General features: G+C 53.3%; 14 protein-coding genes. 6 read left to right on the top strand and 8 right to left on the bottom strand.

Annotation, left to right across the window (positions count from 1 at the left end):
* On the top strand, positions 1 to 105 hold a 105-nt coding region (locus tag PUZ33_RS24645), incomplete at its 5' end, for an IS3 family transposase (protein ID WP_129949912.1).
* A 15-nt stretch (positions 106 to 120) separates the two neighbouring features.
* Here the strand turns inward: PUZ33_RS24645 and PUZ33_RS24640 are convergent.
* The 3 genes from PUZ33_RS24640 to PUZ33_RS24630 are packed head-to-tail and all read right to left on the bottom strand — an operon-like array spanning position 121 to position 4,386.
* A complete protein-coding gene (locus tag PUZ33_RS24640; RefSeq protein WP_252107903.1) occupies positions 121 to 1,428 on the bottom strand; it encodes an ATP-binding protein in 1,308 nt (435 codons plus the stop codon).
* 2 nt (positions 1,429 to 1,430) lie between these two features.
* On the bottom strand, positions 1,431 to 3,551 hold the full coding sequence (locus tag PUZ33_RS24635) for a hypothetical protein (RefSeq protein WP_073528394.1): 2,121 nt from the start codon (positions 3,549 to 3,551) through the stop codon (positions 1,431 to 1,433).
* Positions 3,538 to 4,386: a TnsA endonuclease N-terminal domain-containing protein gene (locus tag PUZ33_RS24630; protein ID WP_063855218.1), complete on the bottom strand. Its 849-nt coding sequence runs from the start codon at positions 4,384 to 4,386 to the stop codon at positions 3,538 to 3,540. Before PUZ33_RS24630 ends, PUZ33_RS24635 begins: the two co-directional genes overlap by 14 nt.
* A 338-nt stretch (positions 4,387 to 4,724) precedes the next feature.
* Here PUZ33_RS24630 and PUZ33_RS24625 point away from each other — a divergent pair, with 338 nt between their 5' ends.
* From PUZ33_RS24625 to PUZ33_RS24615, 3 genes are read left to right on the top strand one after another with little or no spacing between them, the layout of a single operon-like run.
* Positions 4,725 to 6,101 carry a glycoside hydrolase family 1 protein gene (locus PUZ33_RS24625; RefSeq protein ID WP_058680892.1) on the top strand — a complete coding sequence of 459 codons (1,377 nt, stop codon included), beginning with the start codon at positions 4,725 to 4,727 and terminating at the stop codon, positions 6,099 to 6,101.
* 51 nt (positions 6,102 to 6,152) lie between these two features.
* Positions 6,153 to 7,475, top strand: a complete 1,323-nt coding sequence (locus PUZ33_RS24620) for a PTS sugar transporter subunit IIC (protein WP_274205377.1) — start codon at positions 6,153 to 6,155, stop codon at positions 7,473 to 7,475.
* A gap of 15 nt (positions 7,476 to 7,490) precedes the next feature.
* Complete coding sequence (locus tag PUZ33_RS24615; protein ID WP_013097449.1) at positions 7,491 to 8,207, top strand: GntR family transcriptional regulator; 717 nt, start codon at positions 7,491 to 7,493, stop codon at positions 8,205 to 8,207.
* 42 nt (positions 8,208 to 8,249) lie between these two features.
* On the opposite strand, the gene ldtB is transcribed toward PUZ33_RS24615, so the two are convergent.
* On the bottom strand, positions 8,250 to 9,170 hold the full coding sequence (ldtB, locus tag PUZ33_RS24610; protein ID WP_020689864.1) for a L,D-transpeptidase: 921 nt from the start codon (positions 9,168 to 9,170) through the stop codon (positions 8,250 to 8,252).
* 221 nt (positions 9,171 to 9,391) lie between these two features.
* On the opposite strand from ldtB, the gene PUZ33_RS24605 reads away from it, so the two are divergent.
* The gene (locus tag PUZ33_RS24605; RefSeq protein ID WP_252107904.1) at positions 9,392 to 10,987 is read left to right on the top strand and encodes an ABC-F family ATPase; all 1,596 of its coding nucleotides are present in this window, start codon (positions 9,392 to 9,394) and stop codon (positions 10,985 to 10,987) included.
* 91 nt (positions 10,988 to 11,078) lie between these two features.
* On the opposite strand, the gene PUZ33_RS24600 is transcribed toward PUZ33_RS24605, so the two are convergent.
* Together PUZ33_RS24600 and PUZ33_RS24595 are read right to left on the bottom strand one after the other, a co-directional pair.
* Positions 11,079 to 13,442, bottom strand: a complete 2,364-nt coding sequence (locus PUZ33_RS24600; RefSeq protein WP_013097446.1) for a glycoside hydrolase family 31 protein — start codon at positions 13,440 to 13,442, stop codon at positions 11,079 to 11,081.
* A gap of 17 nt (positions 13,443 to 13,459) precedes the next feature.
* Positions 13,460 to 14,761, bottom strand: coding sequence for an MFS transporter (locus tag PUZ33_RS24595; protein WP_013097445.1), 1,302 nt, complete (start codon positions 14,759 to 14,761; stop codon positions 13,460 to 13,462).
* Between the two features lie 286 nt (positions 14,762 to 15,047).
* Between PUZ33_RS24595 and PUZ33_RS24590 the strand changes: the two genes are divergently transcribed.
* Positions 15,048 to 16,121, top strand: a complete 1,074-nt coding sequence (locus PUZ33_RS24590) for a LacI family DNA-binding transcriptional regulator (protein WP_048971702.1) — start codon at positions 15,048 to 15,050, stop codon at positions 16,119 to 16,121.
* Here PUZ33_RS24590 and PUZ33_RS24585 read toward each other — a convergent pair.
* Positions 16,118 to 17,374, bottom strand: a complete 1,257-nt coding sequence (locus PUZ33_RS24585) for a DUF1479 domain-containing protein (RefSeq protein ID WP_029882865.1) — start codon at positions 17,372 to 17,374, stop codon at positions 16,118 to 16,120. The two genes, PUZ33_RS24590 and PUZ33_RS24585, sit on opposite strands and share 4 nt — an antisense overlap.
* 151 nt (positions 17,375 to 17,525) lie before the next feature.
* Positions 17,526 to 18,341 carry a Cof-type HAD-IIB family hydrolase gene (locus PUZ33_RS24580; protein WP_029882866.1) on the bottom strand — a complete coding sequence of 272 codons (816 nt, stop codon included), beginning with the start codon at positions 18,339 to 18,341 and terminating at the stop codon, positions 17,526 to 17,528.
* Between the last annotated feature and the right edge of the window lie 210 nt (positions 18,342 to 18,551).

The raw sequence follows: 18,551 nt of genomic DNA, 5'->3' as shown, positions 1-18,551 counted from the left end.
TACATCGAAATGTTTTATAACAGTAAGCGTCGGCATGGTTCTAGCGAACAGATGTCACCGACAGAATATGAAAACCAGTATTATCAACGGCTCGGAAGTGTCTAGATTATCCGTGGCGATTCACTCCTCATGCTGGGGGCGGTTCAAATCGGCTGTGACTGTGAATGATTTATGCACCCGTCTGGCCGGTTTTTGCCTGATTTCACGGCTTTTGAGAAAGCTTTTGCCGTTATTCTTCTGAGGTAATACTGTCTCTTCAGATTCTGATAATTCGGGCAGTTCCACGTCATAAATGAGAGCATCTGCCTGGATAAATTCGTCTGCGCGACTGGTTAATACTGATTCGGAAAGACCCAACAAAGCGGGTGTAATGACTTCATTACCGGTACCAATAACTTTTAATTGCGCAGTAACAAATAATCGCTGTGCTATCGCAAGATTTCCTTTCGACAGCTTATGCATTTTTATGTTGAGCTCATCATTAAGGGGAGTGTAGACATTAGTCCACTGATAGCGCCACAGATACTGAATGAAAGATTGCCAGTCTGTCGTCTGGTACGCGAGCGGATTAAGACGAATGAAACCTGCGGTTTCTGCACGTCTGGCGAAACGTAACCGTTGGCGCATTTTGTCTTCGAATTCTGGATTTCCGCAAAAGACTAGCGGGACACCTAATGTATCGACGATGTCATGAAGAAAATTGATAAGCTGTTCATCACCGTTTGTGCGGGTCAGTCTTTGCATTTCGTCAATAACCAGCACGCCAATGAAGGCCGACTTAATTTTCTGAGCGATGAGCCGGAGTAACGTACCAGTCCTTGATGGCGGGGCGGTACGCTCAAGCCCAAGTGCATCGTCGATAGCGGTAAGTAAGATTTCCGTCAGGTCACGTGCTTTCGAATTTGGAGGGCAATTTATTTTAAGCCAGACAACCTGACGAAGAGGGGTAAGATCGTGCCCCTGATAAACATTATGGTCTATGATCTGTGGAAAATGTCCCAGTACCTGCTCAAGCATGGTTGATTTACCCACACCGCTTATGCCGGTAATGGAAAAAGTCCCTGCCCGGGGTCGATGAAATCCATCGCCGAGAGCTTCACCTAAGCTTCCCTCTACGCTGTAATGAAGAAACCGAACCGTGTGAATATCAAGTGGGTTACGGGTTGTATAACCTGTTCGCAGAAGTCGTACTATTGCCTTGTAACAGTCGAAGAATGTTCCCTGAGGACAGCGGAAGGCATCTATACGATCAACGTACTGTTCACGCACCTCAGTGCTCAGTTCACGCTCGTTTGCATTAATTTCAGGAAAGTTGCTGAGAGCCAGCATGACATCCTCCCGGGACATCAGGGGAGGGAGTGCTTCTATCAGAGGGTTACCTCTGTATTCTGGCAAATCTGCCTGGTGATATTTTGCATTCACAGCCATGGCTATTTATCCTTCTTGTAAGGATCGTTTTGTTTTGTAAGCCACGCTTTCCTCGCTTCGGGACCTGGCAAAATCACAATGTTGTTTGCGGGGGGAAGTTTGTAATTCTCACTGGTCTTTCTGGAGTCTCCCTGTTGAGCATACAGCACTTCTTTTCTACGATTTTCCCTTATGTTTTTATAGCGCCCACGACCCTTTTTCCTCAGTGCTGCCAGCAAAATCTCGCCTTCCTGTTCATTAGCTTCAATCAGCTTACGCAATGCCATCGACTCAGGTGTAATAACATTACTGCTTTTATGCATATCGACAATATCAGAAACAACTTCTGCTTCCATATGAGGAAGGCCCTGAAATATTTTTCGCCTGGACAGCAGTTCTCGTTGCGAAAAAACGGTATCTTTTCCGCTTCTTATATAAATTTTATCCATGGAGTTATCATTAATCCGAACATCAACACGTGTCTGACCGAAACTTCTGGCCCCGACCATCTCATCCTCTGAACACTCATAGAATCGATTACCATACTGAATTCCCTTGCCAGTAATACTTGCGCTATCCGGGTACAGAAGTCTTGATATAATTTCGTGCTCAGTGATCTGATAACCACCAAAACGGAAGTTATTAATACTGATATTCCAGCTATTGACGGGGGTAGCGATCAGATTATGCTCAAGAAGAAGAGGGTTAATATACAGAAGTTCTGTGTTCAGGGCATGGTTATACTCATCAACGGCACGTATCATGATTTCTGTAAACGCTTTAAGCGTATAACATGACCTTAATTGTGGCCGGGTCTCACCCCTGACAACAAATCCCCCTCTTGTCGTACCCAGAAGCTTATGGATTGCCTTTTGGTTAAGTATGCGGAACCTGCTTTCAACGACGCCTTTCAGGTCAGCCCTGTAGGAAGGAGCAAACATTAATTCCGTGAAGGGAACAACTGCAGACTGCGTTTTAAGACCCAGCATTTCTGCATTATCGCAAAGTAACTTTGTTGGTACATGTGAGCATGGCCAGCGGTCATCACTGATGTCATTGACACCAAATAACCTACAGTACTGTCCTTTCGGTGAAAAGCAGTTAGCAAGTGCCTGAGATGCTGCTCGCCAGGAAGCATAAAGATAAGACACATGCATGCCGGTTATCATCCGGGTTGCACGATCAGCAACGAGATACACTGTCGGTCGTCCAACCACATCTCCCGTTAATTCAGATACCAGATGCACATCGGCAACTGTCGCATCAATTTCGAATACTGAGCCCGGAAGTGTATCAGAGTCAGCAGAAGACCCCGCTAAAGCCCGTTTGTTGAGTAAAAAATCTCTTTCTGTTGTGCGCCGACGTGCAATCTCAGTAAGAGAGAAAAGTTTAGTGATGCAATATCTGAACTGTGCCAGAGAAGGATAGGAAATGGCGCAGTCCTGAGTTATTGAAGCCAGTTGAGGGAAGTATTCTTCAAGATAGATGCGCCAGCATTCAGCCTGGCTTTTGCCCTTCGGTTTGAGGTAGTGTCTTTTCAGGATTTTTTTTATGTTAGCTGAGTCCCGTTCTCGCATGATGTAGGTTTCTGCTCTGCCGTCAATGAGGGCGCGCCCTTTCTTTTTACGACCAACAGAAACAGACTTAACTGTTTTTTTGACCCCATTCCCTCCACTCCTGGCGTATGCTGGCGTCAGGGACTGTTTACCTCTTCCGTACTTCCAGCAGTTCGATAATAATTTTTTTATTGTGGAATAGCTGGCGTTGTTGTCCTTTGCATAATTTCTTAACAAAGGACTTCGCTCGTTCAGAGCGTACAAAAAGAGAAAATCAGGATCAGACAACAGTGGGCTAATCAGGGCGAAATTCTTATCTCTCCGGATCCTGTTTTTATCCGGAATATCATTGTCTGTGGCCATCATCCATACAGGAATAGGATAGTTGAAGTGCACAATGTTTCTTTCCTGAACTCCCAACTTAAATGGTTCAATGTAAAACAGTTTCGGACGTGTGATTTTGTTGTCGTTGAGTTCATACAAAATCATGGTTCCTGTTTCCTTGTACAGGGCAAGGACTCGGTACAGGGCATCGGGGAGCCCTTCAGTTTTTGAAACTGACCAGACGGAATTCTTAATTATTTTCATATGCTAATCCCATGTCACATGCGCTGTTTCGTAAAACGACAATACATCCATTGCTAACGATGTCCGAGGTGAGATCAACTTCGATGCTTTTGGTTGCTAACATAAATTTCAGCACGATGAAGGCATCATCAGTGCTGATACTTAAAGATGAAGCTATTTTTTTTACCATATGAAGAAGAACATACTGACCGGGAGGGAACTCCCTTAATAAGGACACATCAAGATGATAATCGGGCAGTCCGTTCATCCTGAAAGGAGCAGTAAACCAGCTAATATTGCCACTTTTTATTCTGGTAACCTCTGACCCTGTATATATCTGAAAACATACATTAATGCCCTCCCAGAACACTCTCTCAATTTCTTGTTTTTCGGCATCACGTTTGGAAATGATTTCATCAGGTTTCACTGAATAAGACTTATATTTGATGGTTCCGTCCTGGTTTCTGAATGTCAGAACGAAATCTGTTGTCATGACGGCGGGCACTGCTGGCTTATCTGTGTCGCAGACTTTCCTGCGTAATGCCGGATGGGGGACATTGAGAATGTTGGCTATGTTTTGCGTTAGCGTGACGGGGAGAAGCGGAAACTGTTCGCGAATGTCAATTACTGAATCATTGAATTCTGCAAGGTAATAAAACTCGCTTTCAATCCCGGACAGCGTGTTGTGCTGTCTGAACGTTTTCAAACCGCGTATGGCTGAGCGGATACCCGTTGAGTTTGTAAAATCTTGTGGCCGTATCCAGGGCTGATAGTTTTCCCCGGCTCCAAGGCCAATCCCGTCCCTGAGTGCTTTTTCATAGCTCTCAAACGATGTAAACCGTCTTCCTCTAGTCATACCGATCTCGATAAAATCTAAGGCGAATTAGTTACGACTTTCATCTTTTTTAAGTTTAGTTGCATACGCACAGTTTACAAAGTGAACATGGCAAAGAAAGAGATGAAAAATAATTGATGAATCATACTTATAGTAAAAATAATGACATAACTTATTTATGATAAGATTGATTAGTGACATAACTTCTGCATTAGTGACATAACTTTAATATGACACGACACCGGGGCTTTTTTTCCCGCTCTGCTCACAAAATTCGATCCTCCTCTTTGATCGCTTTTACATCTTCGCCTATATGACTAGTCATGAAATTTAAATGACTAGTCATATAGGGAGAGACCATGAATCAATCACTGCCAGCCAACTTTTTATGGGGCAACTCGGTATCCAGTATGCAGACGGAAGGGGCATGGAATGAGGGCGGGAAGGGGATGTCGGTGTACGACATTCGCGAAGCGGGGGAAAACATCTCCGACTGGAAAGTGGCGACCGATTCCTATCACCGCTACCGGGAAGATTTCGACCTGATGCAGGATCTGGGCATGAACTGCTACCGCTTTCAAATCTCCTGGAGCCGGGTCTGTCCGCAGGGCGACGGCGAGTTCAACGATGAGGGCATCGCCTTTTACGACCGCTTTATTAACGATCTCATCGCCCGCGGTATCGAGCCGATGATCTGCCTCTATCACTTCGATATGCCGCTGGCGCTGGCGCAGGAGTACAACGGCTTTAACGATCGTCGCGTCATGGATGCCTTTATCCGCTATGGCAAAAAGATGATCGACTGCTTCGGCGACCGTGTGAAGTACTGGCTGACCTTCAACGAACAGAACATCTTCCATATGCCGGAAGCGTTTCGGATTTCCGGCTACATGAAAGGTGAGAAAACCCTGCGCGAGCTGTACGAGTTGCAGCATCACACCATGGTGGCGCACATGACGCTGACCGAATACCTGCACCAGACAAAACCGGGTCAGCTGATGGGCGGTATGCTGGCACACCAGCTGGTTTACCCGGCCACCTGCAAACCGCGCGATATCTTCTGCGCCCAGCAGTACGACGAATTTCTCAACCAGAACCTGCTGCGCGTCTTTGCTGGTCAGGGCTATAGCCCGGCGGTGATGGCGGTGGTGGAGCAGGAAGGGTTTGGCGATATCTACCGTGCCGAGGATCTGGCGCTGTTCGCAAGAGCCCAAAACGACTTTATGGCCTTCAGCTACTACGCCAGTAAAACGCTGGACAGCGATGCCATTCCGCAGGGAACCCCGGTGAACAATTACCTGCTGTACGGCGATAAAAATAACCCGTACCTGAAAGCCACCGAATGGAACTGGCAGATCGATCCGCTCGGTTTTCGCACCATCATCACCCGCTACGCCAACGACTGGCGCATGCCGGTGTTCCCGATTGAAAACGGCATTGGCGTGATTGAATCCTGGGATGGCGTGAATCCGATTGAGGATACCTACCGCATCGACTATCACCGGGCGCATATCGAGGCGATGAAAGCCGCCATGTTCGAGGATGGCGCAGAGGTGATGGGGTATCTCGGCTGGGGTCTGATCGACATTCTGAGCTCCCAGGGCGACATGCGTAAGCGCTACGGCGTGGTCTACGTCAACCGTGAAAACCACGACCTTAAAGACCTGAAACGCGTGCCGAAGAAGAGCTACGCGTGGTTAAAACAGGTTATCCATACCAACGGACGCGAGATGTAAGCCGTACGCTGCCGGGCCGTTTTTGTGACTGATTGATGGGAACTATCCGCTATGTCTGAAACAAAAATCACACCGCATATGCAGTCCTTTGTCGATAAATTTGTTGAGTTCTCAGCGCGCCTGGCAAACCAGGTGCATCTTCGCTCCCTGCGCGATGCCTTCGCCACGGTGATGCCGATTTTCATCCTCGCCGGACTGGCGGTACTGGTGAACAATGTGGTGTTTCCTTGGATTTTTGACGGCGACACGCTCACGCACTTCAAGGTATGGGGCGAGGCGATCATCAATGGCACGCTGAATATCGCCGCGCTGCTGCTGGCGCCGATGATTGCCTGGTCGCTGGCGCGCAACAAGGATTTCGACAATCCGGTCTCGGCAGTGGTTATCGCTGTCAGCAGCTTTATTATCATGATGCCGATGCGTCTGCAGCTCACGCCCGTCGGCAGCGACACCACGGTGAATGTCACCCAGGTGCTGACCTTCGCCAACATTGGCTCGACCGGGATTTTCGCCGGGGTGCTGATTGGCTTGCTCTCGACGGAGCTGTTTATCGCCATCTCGCGGCTCAAGGCGCTGCAAATATCACTGGGGGAAAACGTGCCGCCGGCGGTCAGTAAATCTTTTAGCGCCCTGATCCCTACCATCCTGACGCTCTCACTGTTTGCCGTTCTGGCCGCGCTGCTGGCGAACGTATTGCATACGGATCTGATTCACCTGATCACCACCTTTATCCAGCAGCCGCTGCGGCTCATCAATACCAGCCTGCCGGGGACGATTTTTATCTACAGCTTCGGTAACTTCCTCTTCACGCTGGGTATTCATCAGTCGGTAGTCAACAGCGTGGTGCTGGAGCCGTTCCTGTTGATTAACACCAATGAGAACATGCTGGCCTTTGCCAACGGCCAGCCGATCCCGCACATCATCAACAACAGCTTCGTGCCGACCTTTGGCATGGTGGGCGGTACCGGTAGCACCGTTTCACTGCTGATCGCCATTTTTATCTTCTCGCGGCAACAATCGGCGAAACAGGTGGCACGTCTGTCGCTGGCGCCGGGTCTGTTCAACATCAACGAGCCGGTGATTTTCGGCCTGCCGATTGTGTTTAACCTGCCTTTAATGATTCCGTTTGTCCTGTTGCCCGCCATTGGCATTTACTTCGCCTGGCTCTGCACCACGCTGGGATTAATGTCGCGCTGCGTGGTGATGATCCCGTGGACCACGCCGCCAATTCTGAGCGCCTGGCTGGCAACCGCGGGGGACTGGCGGGCGGTGGTGGTGCAGTTGGCAATCATCGTATTTGGTGTATTCTTCTACCTGCCTTTCCTCAAAATTGCCGAGCGAGTGGCGTTGAAAAACAGCGGGATAGAACATTAAACAGAAGGAAGTACGATGGCGGCGAAGTACATCACCATAGCGCGTGAAATCAAAAAACGCATCATCAGCCAGCAGTATGCCGCCAATGAACCCCTGCCGGACCAGTTTGCGCTGGCGGCGGAGTTCAATACCAGCCGGATGACCATTCAGCAGGCCATGCGTCAGCTGATCGTTGAAGGGCTGGTATATACCCGTCAGGGGCAGGGGACGTTCATCCGCAAAAACTTCCTTCAGCTGTCGCAGTGGGATCTCTCCGGCAGCGACTACTTTGGCGCGACCAAAACCTGGGAGCATCTGGGCACGGTAACGAGCCAGGTGGTGCATTTTGAACTGCGCTTCCCGAACGAAAAAGAGCAGGCCTCGCTGATGATCAATGCCGATACGCCGGTCTATGACTTCATTCGTCTGCGTTTGCTTAATGGTGAGCCCATGTCGCTGGACGCGACCGTAATGCCGCTCAACCTGGTGCCCGGGCTGAACAAAAGCCATCTTGAAAGCTCGGTGTTTCGCTATGTGCAGGAGACGCTGGGGCTGAAAATCATGGGATCGTACCGCGTGGTGCGGGCGCTAAAGCCGAATGCGCTGGATATGCAGCATCTGGTCTGCGAGGAGAGCGACCCGGTGCTGGAGGTGGAGCAGGTGATCTATCTGGAAGATGGCACGCCGCTGGAGTATGCGCACTGTCATTATCGTTACGACCACGGCGGGATTGTGATCGTGAATAACGGATAAAAAAAGCGGGCATCGAAGCCCGCTTTTTTCGCTGTATCGCGATTAGTTCAAACGCACCGGCATACCGGAACGGTTCTGCACAGCCTGGTCAACGATAGTCGTTTCCACGTCCGGCTGAGAGGTCACGGACTGCACCGCGCTGGTCAGCGTAATCGGCACGATTTCGTTATTGTTGATCTGGTCTTCGCTGGTGGACAGCGGGTTGTGCACTTCAATGTAACGGCTGCCATCCGGCTCAGAGGTCGCTTTAACCGGTTCGTTGATGAACTGGACGCGGGTACCTACCGGCACGTTTTCGAACAGGAATTTGATGTCGTCGTTACGCAGACGCACGCAGCCGTGGCTTACGCGCAGGCCGATACCGAAGTTAGCGTTGGTACCGTGGATGGCGTACAGGCGGCCGATGTACAGGGCGTACAGACCCATTGGGTTATCCGGGCCTGCCGGAACCACGGCTGGCAGCGGTTCACCTGCCGCGATGTATTCCGCGTGCATTTTCGCTGTAGGGGTCCAGGTTGGGCCTGCTTTCTTACGTTCAACTTTGGTGGTCCAGTTCAGCGGGGTATCTTTACCCAGCTGACCGATACCGATTGGCAGCACGATTACCGTGTTGGTGCCTTTCGGATAGTAATACAGACGCATCTCCGCGCTGTTAATCACGATACCTTCATGAACGGTATCCGGCAGGATCAGCTGCTGAGGGATGTTGAGAACGGTACCTGCTTTTGGCAGGTATGGGTCAACGCCCGGGTTCGCTTCCAGCATGTTAGACAGGCCCAGCTGGTACTGTGCTGCGAAATACTCCAGCGGCTGAGTGTTACCCTCAGGCACCGTCACCACCTGGTTTTGACCCACCAGACGGCTACCGTCTGTCGGCAGCGGATAAGTCACCGCAGAAGCGGTTTTGCAAAAACCTACTACGGCTAACGCCGCCGCAAAAAGCGTTGTTAATTTCATGTTCATGTTGTGCGAGGTATCTAAGCCATTCAGGCGTGAGTTGATAAGTCTGAATCTGTGATGGGAGCGCATTATATGTGCATTCCCGCTAACAGGGAATTCAGATGTGTACGAAATCACATTTTTTTCGATTTTGTTAAAGTTTAGCGGAGCGTCGCAACACAGGATCTCAATTCGGAATTGTGGCATAATGCCGTGTTTATCACACTTTTCGCAGGAATCTCCCCGTGTTAGTTACCAGCAACGTCACTATGCAGTTTGGCAGTAAGCCGCTGTTCGAAAACATTTCCGTCAAATTTGGCGGCGGCAACCGTTACGGCCTGATTGGTGCCAACGGTAGCGGTAAATCCACCTTTATGAAGATCCTCGGCGGTGACCTGGAGCCGACGCTCGGCAACGTGTCGCTCGATCCCAACGAGCGCATCGGTAAACTGCGTCAGGATCAGTTCGCCTTTGAAGAGTTCACCGTGCTCGACACCGTGATCATGGGGCACGCGGAGCTGTGGGAAGTGAAGCAGGAGCGCGACCGTATCTACGCTCTGGCCGAAATGAGCGAAGAAGATGGCTACAAAGTGGCCGATCTGGAGACGCAATACGGCGAAATGGACGGTTATTCTGCAGAAGCGCGTGCGGGCGAGCTGCTGCTGGGCGTGGGCATTCCTGTCGAACAGCATTACGGCCCGATGAGCGAAGTGGCACCCGGCTGGAAGCTGCGTGTGCTGCTGGCGCAGGCGCTGTTCTCTAACCCGGACATTCTGCTGCTTGATGAACCGACGAACAACCTGGACATCGACACCATCCGCTGGCTGGAGCAGACGCTCAACGACCGTGACAGCACCATGATCATCATCTCGCACGACCGTCACTTCCTGAACATGGTGTGTACGCACATGGCGGATCTGGATTACGGTGAGCTGCGTGTTTACCCGGGCAACTACGACGAATACATGACGGCGGCCACCCAGGCGCGTGAACGTCTGCTGGCGGATAACGCCAAGAAGAAAGCGCAGATTGCGGACCTGCAATCCTTCGTCAGCCGCTTTAGCGCCAACGCCTCTAAATCCCGTCAGGCAACATCGCGTGCCCGCCAGATTGACAAAATTAAGCTTGAAGAGGTTAAAGCTTCCAGCCGTCAGAACCCGTTCATCCGTTTCGAGCAGGACAAGAAACTGTTCCGTAACGCGCTGGAAGTGGAAGCCCTTACCAAAGGTTATGATGAAGGCCCGCTGTTTAAAAACTTCAACCTGCTGCTGGAAGTGGGCGAGAAGATCGCCATTCTGGGTGCCAACGGCGTGGGTAAATCCACCATGCTGAAAACCCTGGTCGGCGAACTGCAGCCGGACAACGGGAGCGTAAAATGGTCCGAAAACGCGCAAATTGGTTATTACGCGCAGGATCATGAATATGAATTTGAAAACGACCTGACCGTCTTCGACTGGATGAGCCAGTGGAAGCAGGAAGGCGACGATGAGCAGGCGGTGCGCAGTATTCTGGGGCGTCTGCTGTTCAGCCAGGACGACATCAAGAAGCCTGCCAAAGTGCTCTCCGGTGGAGAGAAGGGCCGTATGCTGTTCGGCAAGCTGATGATGGAAAAACCGAACATTCTGGTGATGGACGAACCGACCAACCACCTGGATATGGAATCTATTGAATCGCTGAACATGGCGCTGGAGATGTATCAGGGTACCCTGATCTTCGTTTCTCACGACCGTGAGTTCGTCAGCTCGCTGGCAACCCGCGTGATTGAAATTACGCCAGAGCGCGTGGTGGACTTCACCGGTAACTATGAAGATTATCTGCGCAGCAAAGGTATCGAGAACTAAAAAAAAGCCGGGTGGCGGCTTCGCCTTACCCGGCCTACGTTCTGTTCCCTCTCCCTGTGGGAGAGGGTTAGGGTGAGGGCATCAGGCCGCACTACATCACCCACTCACTCCCTTCAATCCCATTCACCAGCAGCCTGCGTTTTTCCCCCGCCGGTAATGACACCTTCAGTGCTTTCCACGCCGGACGATAATCTCCGCGCGCAGTGATCTTCAAATTGATGGTTGCCCCATCACACACCATTTCCCACTCTACCCACAGCGCATTGCCGTTCTGATAGCCCCAGCTTTCACCGTCATCTTCAAACAGCAGACCGGTGCTGGTGCCCACGCCTTTGACCGGGAACAGCTTCAGCTCGCGGGTGTCGTCTTTTTCCGCGCTGACGTGAGTGATGCGTTCGCTGAGCGGCAGACCGGCACCGGCGCGCACCAGCAGCGGCAGTTTTTCCAGCGGTGCATCCAGAGCGATCCACTGCCCGCCCGCGTACCACGCGTGGGTGTAAAAATCGTACCAGCCGGTTTCGTTATCCGGCAGCCAGAGACGGCGCTCGCGCTGTCCGGCCTCCACCACGCTTGCCACCAGCAGGTCCCGGCCCAGCAGGAACTCGTCGCACTCTTCAAAGGTCTGCGCATCGTGTTCGTGGTCGAGGAAGGTTGGGCGCAGCATCGGTTCGTCATCGGCATGCGCCTGCCAGAGCAGGGTGTAGAGATACGGCAGCAGACGATAGCGCAGCTCAATGGCACCGCGAATAGCGGGGGTGACGCCCGGATACATCCACGGCTCGTTTACCGTGTGATCGTCATTCCACGAGTGAATGGTAAAACGCGGGTGCATCACGCCGTTCTGCACCCAGCGGACAAATAGCTCAGCGTCGGGTTTGTCGCCAGAAAAACCGCCCACGTCATGACCAACGTTAAACAGCCCGGACAGGCTCATACCCAGCCCCATGCGGATGTTATAGCGCAGGGTGTCCCAGTTGGTGCGGTTATCGCCGCTCCAGGTCTGAACGTAACGTTGCATCCCGGCGCAGCCGGAACGGGAGATCAGATATGGGCGCTTTTCCGGGGCAAACCGCTGCTGCGCTTCCAGCGAGGCGCGCATCATCAGCAGCGGCATCACCGGGCGGATGTGTTTGATGGCGATCTCCTTGCCAAAACCATGACAGCGCGCTTCGCCGTCCCACACTTCGTATTCGTTGTTATCGTTCCAGGTGGAGTCGATCCCCATCTCCAGCAGCTGCGTGGTGACCCCTTCCTGCCACCATTTCACCGTCTGCGGGTTGGTAAAGTCGAGGTGGGAACCTTCGTCATCCCAGAAGCTGGAGCGTTCTGGTGCGTCGGTTTCTGAATCACGAATGAACAGGCCGTTTTCCGCCACTTCGCTATAGCGCGGGTGGTCCTGCAGCAGGCACGGCTTGATGTTTGCCGCCAGCCGTAGCCCCGCATCGTGGAATGCCTGGGTCATCACCTTCGGTTGCGGCACTTTGTCGTAGTTCCAGTTAAAGACATAGCGCTTGCCGTTGATCGAGGTATAACCCGACGAGAGCTGGAACGAGTCGCACGGGATCGCATGCTCTTCGCACAGGCGAATAAAGTTCATCAGCTGATTCTGCGCGTCCGGCGCGTCGGTGTAGTGCATGGTCGACCCGCTGTAGCCCAGGCTCCATTTCGGCCCGAACAGCGTTTTCCCGGTCAGGCGAACAAAGGCTTTGGTGACATCCAGCACCCGTTTGCCGGTAAAGAGGTAGTAATCGATATCACCCGCTTCCGCCTGCCAGCGACGGTAGGCGGTGTGGTAGTTATCAATTTCGTTGCCCAGATCCAGCCAGCAGCTGCTCAGGTTGTCGTAGAACAGGCCGTAACTCACGTCATCGCGGCGGGTAAGGGTAAACGGGATGTGTTTGTACAGCGGGTCGGTGCTGGCCGCGTTGTAGCCCATGGCGTCGAGGTTGCGCATCTCGAAGCGCTTACCGTTGCGCTGCAGGTCGCCCGCTTTCTCACCCAGGCCGTAAAAACGCTCGTCCTTGCGACGGCTCAGGTAGTGCGCCACCCCGTCACCGTGAGCGTTCAACAGATAGGCGCTGGTCGGGCGGTCATTGACCAGCGGCTGCCATTCACCGGCGTCATTGCGATAGTGCCACTCCAGCCACAGCGGCTGATGAACGGTCACACGCAGCTGTTCGGTGGCAATTGTCAGCCCCTCATCCTGCTGGCTTAGCGTCCAGGCAGGGCAGGTGAAGCCGCTCAGATCGTCGCGACGACGGCCTTCCCACGGCACATCTTCTTCCGGAGCGATGCTCCAGGTGCGGTCCAGCGCCAGTTCACCTTTACGTTTGATCAGTACGCGGAACAGGTTCTCTTCCAGCACATACAGGCACAGGCGGTGCTGGTTATCCACCAGCAGTTCCAGATGGTTGGCCGACTGCTTATCGACGGTCCAGTTTTTCAGGGTTTTCATATGCAATACATCCACTATCAGGCGCGCTTGGCGCGACGTTCAGCAATAAATGCCACCAGGAAAACAGCGCCAATCAGGTCAAAGAAACCCATGGCAATAAAGAGCGGGTTGAAGCCGATTTTGTCGGCGGTCACACCAATCAACAGCGAGAACAGGAAGCTGGCGATCCACGCCGCCGAGCCGCGCATACCGTTAACGGTCGCCATCTGGCCTTTATCGAACGACTCCACCACCAGGGCGCTGAGCATGCAGGAGATGATCTGATGCCCGAAACCGCCGATGGAGATCAGCACGATGGTGATGTACGGGTCGCGGGTAATGGCGACGACGGCCAGAGAGATCATCAGGAACGCGCCGGTGACGGAGCTTGCCACCACGGAGTTGACGCGGGAGCAGCCAAACAGGCGGGTATACAGACGGGTGAGGTAACCGCTTGCCACGCTGCCGAGATCGGCGGCCAGGAACGGCAGCCAGGCAAACATCGCGATCTGCTTCAGATCCATGCCGTGCTCTTTGGCGAGATACAGCGGCACCCAGAAACTCAGCACTGCCCAGGCCGGTTCCGCCATAAAGGCCGGGATGGCGATACCGTAAAAGCGTTTGTTTTTTGAGACGGTTTTCAGCGCGGTCAGGAAGGGCAGTTTTACCGCAGGCGGCTCGTTATCCTGCTTGATAAACGCCAGCTCGTCTTTGCTCAGGTTCGGGTGCTGCTCAGGATTGTGGTAGAACGCCCACCACAGGAGCACCCACAGCAGCGCCAGCACGCCGGTGAACATAAACGCGCCCTGCCAGCCAAACGAGGCGTGCGCGAAGTAGATGATAGGCGGAGCCAGCATCGCGCCAATGGAGAAGCCCACACCGGCCCAGCCGGCTGCCACAGGACGTTCCGATTTCGGGAACCATTCACCAATGGTTTTGGCGTTTGCGGGCGTGGCGGCGGCTTCAGAAGCCCCCATAAAGAAGCGCAGTATGGCAAGGTGCAGCCAGCTCCCGGCACCCGCGTGAAAAATACACATCAGCGCCCAGATCCCGGCGCAAATCATAAAGCCAATCTTCAGGCCGATCACGTCGATCAGCCAGCCGCACAGAGGCTGGAAAATGGTGTAGGCGATCTGGAATGCCCCGACGATCCAGGAGTACTGCTCGGTGGTAATACCGAGGCTCTCTTTCAGTTCCGGGGCGAGGATGCCGAGTGAGTTTCGGGTGATGTAGTTAACGGTGACGCCAAGTAAGAACAGCACCAGCACATACCAGCGCAGGTTTTTAATGACGCGACGGGTTTTGCTTGCCGCAACGGTGTTATTAATGTCCTGACTCATTTTACTCTCCACAAGACGGACGGTAAGGGGACGGAGGTTCAGGTGTCACACAGGTTTATGACGTTGATTGTTATCTGTTTTACCGCTTCAAGTTGCTATACAACTAGTATGGAAGTTGTGTGACAAGTTCACCTTAAGGGAGAAAATGAGAGGGCAATAGTGGATTTTGTGCAAAATTTCTCATAACTGAGCGACATCATTTGGCATCATGGCTTTGACATCAGCTATTGCCTGATATCCACGCTATGAAAATTTTGTCATTTCGCAAATGGAGCCAGATCACAAAATGGACAAAAGGCTAAAAATCACCGAAATCGCTGCCCGGACTCAGCTCTCCATCAGCACCGTTTCGCGGGTCCTTGCCGGGAAGGCGAATACCAGTGAAAAAGCACGTGCGAAGGTGCTGGCATGCGCGCGCGAGCTGGGGGTGCTGGACGGAATGGCTGCGGGCCGTTTGCTGCTCAACAGTCTCGTTGTCTTCGCCCCACAGCGCGCCTTTGACGAGCGGTCTGACATCTTTTACTACCGTGTGATCCAGAGCGTAAGCAAAGGTCTGGCCTCGTACGATGTTCGCCTGCGTTACTGCGCGCTGGAGGAGAACGACAGCGACGCCCAGCTGTTTCTGGCGCGAATGAACGAGCCGGACACCCAGGCCGCCATCCTCCTCGGGATTGACGATCCGCATATCCACGACCTGGCGGTGGATGTCGGTAAACCCTGCATGCTGATTAACTGCCGCGACCGGCATATGCGCCTGCCTGCCGTCGCGCCGGACCATCGGGCCATTGGCGAGCGGGCGGCGGACTATCTGTTTGAAATGGGACACCGTGAGGTGATGAATGTGTTGTGCCTGCGGCGTTACACCATGGAGCTGCGCCTTGCGGGGATCCGCGATGCATGGCAGTCACACAACCTGAAGTTCAACGATAAACGCGATTTGCTGGTGGCGCCGAGCTTCAGCGCTCGCGAAACAGAGCAACTGGTCACCGACTGGCTGAGCCACATGCAGGGGAAAGACTTGCCGACTGCGTTTCTGGTGGGGGGGGACTTTATGGCGGCGGGCACCATCAGCGCCCTGCAAAAACAGGGGTTACGCGTGCCGCAGGATATTTCGGTGATGAGCATTGACGGCTTTAATCTGGCGGCCATTCAGGATGTACCGTTAACCGCGGTACATGTCCCGCGTGATGAGCTGGGCACCGAAGCGGTACATATGCTCCAGCAGCGGCTGATGCGCCCGGAGGCGCCATCAGGCACGCTATTGCTTAACGGCACCCTGACCGTACGGGAATCGGTCCGGCGGATACGTCAGGGGAAACGACGCACCGCCGTTGAGCGGGAAGGGCTGTACGACAGTTAAGCCATGCCCAGCGCACGCTTGCCGTGGATATTGAGATCGGCCACGGTAAAGCGATCCTGCCAGGTTTTTTCATAATCCTCGCGCGGGAAATCACCCGGCGATGCCCCGGTTTCCAGCGCCGCTTTCACCTTCTTCGCGTAGGCGAGGTTCTTCTCGCACATCGGCGCGGCAGGAATGTACATCACGTTGCCCCAGCCCTGTTGATCCTCAACCGGCGCGACGGAGTGGATCACATCGCAGTGCCACCACACCGAATCGCCCGCCTCCAGTGCCGGAATGCTGGTGAGCGCTTCGATAAGCAGCGGGTGCCATTTCTCTGACACCGGCAGAACGCGCCCCGGCGCGACGCCGCACAGTTCGTCCTCCGGCACGTCATCCAGCAGCGGACGCAGCAGAATATAAGCCATCGCTTCCGGGATTGGCACCACGTGCAGCAGCCCCTGGCCCGGGATCATGTCCGACAGCGCCGTCCAGCCCTGGAAGGTGCGGAACACCGAACATTTGGTGGTGTTATCCACGGTGTACTCTTCCACTTCAGTACGGTGCGCAGCATTCCACGGATCGTATTTCTCTACGTTGCCATCAAAGACGCGGGCGAAAACCTGCTGATAGGCGGGCAGCAGCCAGCGCTCCAGCGCACCGGAATCGGTATGCGCGCCCAGCCCTTTCGAGGTGGTACCCGGTGGACGACGGCGGATGCGATCCGGGTAAATCACGCTGACGTCCGGGTCGAACCACTGTTTGCCGTTGCTCTCGAATGTCCACAGACGGTTCAGAAACGACTGCACCTGCGCCATCTCTTCACTCTGGCGCGCCTGCATTTGCGCCTGTGACCAGTAGATAGGGTAAATCTCCGGGCGAGACGCCGTTAAGGTACCAAAGAAGTTATCGCCGGGCCCTTTATAGACTTCATCAAACTGGTTGAGATCGAGGTAGTCGAGCATCGACTGATCCCATGCCAGCGCCTGCTCGCGCGGGAAATGACCTTTTATTACCGCGCAACCCCGGCGTTTTATCGCCTCGCGCTGCGCGGATGTGATGGTGCCATTTTTCACATCCGCAAACGGGATCACCGGCCAGACGGGCTCGCCTTTGTTTTTCAGGGCGTTAATTTCCGCCACGCGGGTCGCGATGGTATCGCTGAGCTTATCGAACACCGCCTGCACATCGCCGATTTGCGCCCGTAGCTCGCGCTTCATCTCACGGATTGCGGCTTTGTGATCCGCCGGCAAAGTTTCACTGGTAAACGTCATAACTGCCTCGCATCTTTCATTCGAAAGTAAAAATATCTACAAGTGATACTTTAAGTTAAAAATTGGTTAATGCAAGTTTAAAAAGTTGATGGGTAGCACAGGATGGAAAAAGAGTAAGGGGTGCCGGAGCGCGGCTCCGGCAGGAAGGGAATCAGGCGTCGAACGGGGAGTGGTGATCCAGCACCGCCTGAATAACGTTCAGCGCGCCCTGGTGGTTGTTGTCGTCGGTGCTGTAGCGGCTTACGTCTCTGATGCTTTCGGCTGCGTTGCCCATTGCAAAGGAGTATTTCACCAGCTTCAGCATCTCCGCGTCGTTGCCGCTGTCGCCAATACCCACGCACTCCTGCGGGGAGACTTTCCAGCGTTTCAGCAGACGGCTGATGCCATTGGCTTTGTGCAGGCCGGGGATAATCAAATCGACAAAACCAAAGCCGCTGGTGACAGGCTTCATAATGCCGTCCAGGGAGACATGCAGTTTATCGACCAGATTCGGGATATCACTGTCCGGCAGGTTCAGGGAGAACTTGAACAGCACGTCGTTAATGTCGCGGTAGTCGCTGATACGCTTTAAGCGGTGATAGTGCTTTGACATCAGCGCCACGAACGCCTCCGGGGCCTGGTCGCTGACGTAAGCGCTGTCGAGACCGCAGGCCACAAAGTTCAGCCCTTTGTCTTTCAGCAGTTCGCCAATAACGATTTGCGACTCATGACGCGTCAGCTCGCCGTGGAAAATTTGTTCACCGTGATCGAAGACCAGCGCACCGTTTTCCGCCACGAAGGAGATCTGATCTTTCAGTTCCGGGAAAAAGGAGATGAGCTGGTAATACTGGTTACCGCTGGCGACAACAAATTCAATATTACGGGCTTTAAGCTGCTCAAACTGTGCCTGAAAGCGGTCACGATCGTACTGCTTGGCATCATCAAGGAAAGTTCCGTCCATATCGGTGACGATAACTTTAACGGTCATACTGTGCTCCTGGGTCACTGCGTTTTGAAACATTCTAATAACAAGGTGACGGAGAGCACAAATTTAATTTCGAATGAAAGTAGAAAAGCCGGGTGGCGGCTTCGCCTTACCCGGCCTTGTATTATCCTCCCGTACAGAAAGAACCGGCCAGTTCTTTCTGTCAGGCAGTCCACATGCCGTACCCGGCCTTAGGCCACGAACCTGTATCGT

Source organism: Enterobacter cloacae complex sp. 2022EL-00981 (genome assembly GCF_028737495.1).
GTDB lineage: Bacteria > Pseudomonadota > Gammaproteobacteria > Enterobacterales > Enterobacteriaceae > Enterobacter > Enterobacter cloacae.
This window is presented reverse-complemented; position numbering and strand designations above follow the sequence as displayed.